General features: G+C 71.7%; 2 protein-coding genes. One reads left to right on the plus strand and one right to left on the minus strand.

All coding sequences use genetic code 11. The features are described 5' to 3' along the window. Positions 1-237: beta-galactosidase (locus GSF22_RS32575; RefSeq protein ID WP_244454552.1), on the minus strand; the 237-nt coding region annotated here is incomplete at its 3' end. Between the two features lie 149 nt (positions 238-386). On the opposite strand from GSF22_RS32575, the gene GSF22_RS32580 reads away from it, so the two are divergent. Further along, positions 387-2,738 carry a TIM-barrel domain-containing protein gene (locus tag GSF22_RS32580; RefSeq protein ID WP_208817751.1) on the plus strand — a complete coding sequence of 784 codons (2,352 nt, stop codon included), beginning with the start codon at positions 387-389 and terminating at the stop codon, positions 2,736-2,738. Positions 2,739-2,835 lie beyond the last annotated feature (97 nt).

The raw sequence follows: 2,835 nt of genomic DNA on the forward strand, positions 1-2,835 counted from the left end.
GGGGGTGGCCAGGGCGACCCGGATGTCGCCGTCGTGCAGCAGGTCGAGCACCCGGTCGAGCCAGTCGAGGGTGTACCGGCCGGGCTCGGGTTCCAGTCGGGACCAGGCGAACACCCCCACGGTGACCAGGTTGACCCGGGCGGCCCGCATCAGCGTGACGTCCTGCCGCCAGACCTCGGTCGGCCACTGTTCCGGGTTGTAGTCGCCCCCGTAGCAGAGCCGGCCGGTGTCCCACATGTCACGCCCCCCGATTTGTTTGGAACATCGCCAAACTAGGAAGCGGGGCGGCCCGTGTCAATGCCGCCCCCGGACCGGCACGCGTTGACAGTTTGTTGGGTTTCCAAAGAAACTAATCCGGCCTGAACCGGCAGACCGAGGAGAATGCCATGCCGTACCGACCGCCCCTGGTGCCGTACGAGACCTTCGTGGCCGACCCACCGGACCTGCCGGTACGGTCCGCCGGGGACAGCGGTCCGGCCGTCGTCGGTCGCGCCGAGGTGGCCGCCACCGACACCCACGGGGTGACGTTCAAGGCCACCAGCTCCGACGGGGCGACGCTGGTGGTCCGGGTCGAGGCCGTCGGTGACGGGGTGGTCCGGGTACGCCTCGCCGAGGACCCGCAGGCCCGCAGCCGCTCGGCGCGGATCCTGCCGCTGGTGCAACCCCGACCGCACCCGGCCCGCGTCGAGGTCGACCGCACCGTGGTCCGCGTCGACGCCGGAGCCCTGGTCGCCGAGATCCGGCTGGACCCGTGGCACCTGCGGTTCCTCGCCCCGGACGGCCGGGTCCTGCTCGACCAGGACGGCGGTACCACCGACATCAGCGGCCGGACCCGCACCCTGCCGTTCGGTCGCTCCCGGGACACCGACGGCACGGTGGTGGCCTGGCACGAGAGTTTCGTGGCCCCGGGCGACGAACGGTTCGTCGGCTTCGGGGAGAAGTTCACCCCGCTGGACAAGCGTGGCCAGCGGGCCCTGATGTGGAACTTCGACGCCTTCGGCAGCGAGTCCGACCGGTCCCACAAGAACGTGCCGTTCTACCTGTCCAACCGGGGTTACGGGGTGCTGGTCGACAGCGGCCTGCCGGTGCAGTTCGACGTCTGCCAGTCCACCCACAGCAGCGTGCAGATCCTGGTCCCGGACGACCTGATCGACTACTACGTCCTGGCCGGGCCGACCCCGGCCGAGATCCTGGACCGGTTCGACGGGCTGACCGGCCGGCCGACACTGCCACCGAGGTGGGCCTTCGGTGCCTGGATCTCCTCGGGCTTCTACCCGGACAGCCAGGAGCAGGTGCTCGACCGGGCCCGCCGGATCCGGGACCGGAGCATCCCCTGCGACGTACTGCACCTGGACTGCTACTGGCAGGTCGCCGGCCGCTGGTCGGAGCTGCGCTGGGACGACGCGCAGTTCCCCGATCCGGCCGGCATGCTGGCCACCCTGACCGGACAGGGCTTCCGGGTCTGCCTGTGGATCAACCCGTACCTGATGACGGACAGCCCGCTGTTCGCCGAGGCGGCCGAGGCCGGCTACTTCCTGCGCGACGCCGACGGCGGCACCTACGTGGCCGACGTGTGGCACGGCAGCTACCCGGCCAGCGCGATCGTCGACTTCACCAACCCGGCGGCGACCGACTGGTTCGCCGGGCTGCTCCGGCCGCTGCTGGAGCAGGGCGTGGCGGTGTTCAAGACCGACTTCGCCGAGGGGGTACCCGCCGACGCGGTGGCCGCCAACGGGATGACCGGCACCGAGCTGCACAACGTGTACACCCTGCTGTTCAACGACGTGGTCGCCGCCGTCACCCGGGAGGTAGCCGGGCACTCCACGGTCTGGGCCCGCTCCTCCTACCTCGGCGGGCAGCGGCACAGCGCACAGTGGAGCGGCGACGTCAACGCCACCTGGCCGGCCCTGGCCAGCACCCTGCGCGGTGGCCTGTCCCACGGGCTCTCCGGCGTACCGTTCTGGAGTCACGACACCGGCGGGTTCCACGGCACCCCCGAACCGGACCTCTACGTCCGGTGGACCCAGTTCGGGGCGCTGTCACCGCTGGTCCGGCTGCACGGCACCACCAGCCGCCTGCCGTGGGACTTCCCGGCCGCGACCGAACGGGACGCGGTGGCGGCGCTGCGACTGCGCTACCGGCTGATGCCGTACCTCTGGTCTGCGGCGGTCGAGGCGGCCCGCACCGGGGCACCGATGATGCGGGCCCTGCTGGTGGACACCCCCGACGACCCGGCCGCCTGGCGGACCGACCTGGAGTACCGGCTCGGCACCGACCTGCTGGTCGCCCCGATGACCAACCCGGACGGGCGGCGGGAGGTCTACCTGCCGGCCGGCGACGACTGGGTGGACACGGTCACCGGGCTGGTCCACGCCGGTGGTCGGTACCTACGCGTCGACGTACCCCTGGACCGGGTACCGCTGTTCGTCCGGCACGGTGCGCTGCTGCCGGTCGGCCCGCCCGCCGAGACGGTCGCCGACGGCCCGTTCACCGACGTGACCCTGGTGAGCTGGGGTGGTACCACCGGCCACACCGTGGTACACGACGTCGACGGGGACACCGTCGTCGAGGCGGTCCGCGACGGGGACACCCTGCGGGCGGGTACGAGCGGTCCGCTGCGGCTGCGCGGGGTGGCCCTCGCCCCGGTGGCCGGGGTGGTCCCGCCGGCCCGGGTACTGCTCAACGGCGCCCCGGTCACCCTGGTCGACCTCGGGGACCTCTTCGACCCCCGCAACTGACCCACCCCACAGCGTCGATCATGAAGTTGTTGTCGCTCCGCTCGGCGTGTCGCGACAACAACTTCATGATCGACGCTTCGAGGTGGGACGGTTCAGG

Source organism: Micromonospora echinofusca (assembly GCF_017614955.1).
Classification (GTDB): domain Bacteria; phylum Actinomycetota; class Actinomycetes; order Mycobacteriales; family Micromonosporaceae; genus Micromonospora; species Micromonospora echinofusca_A.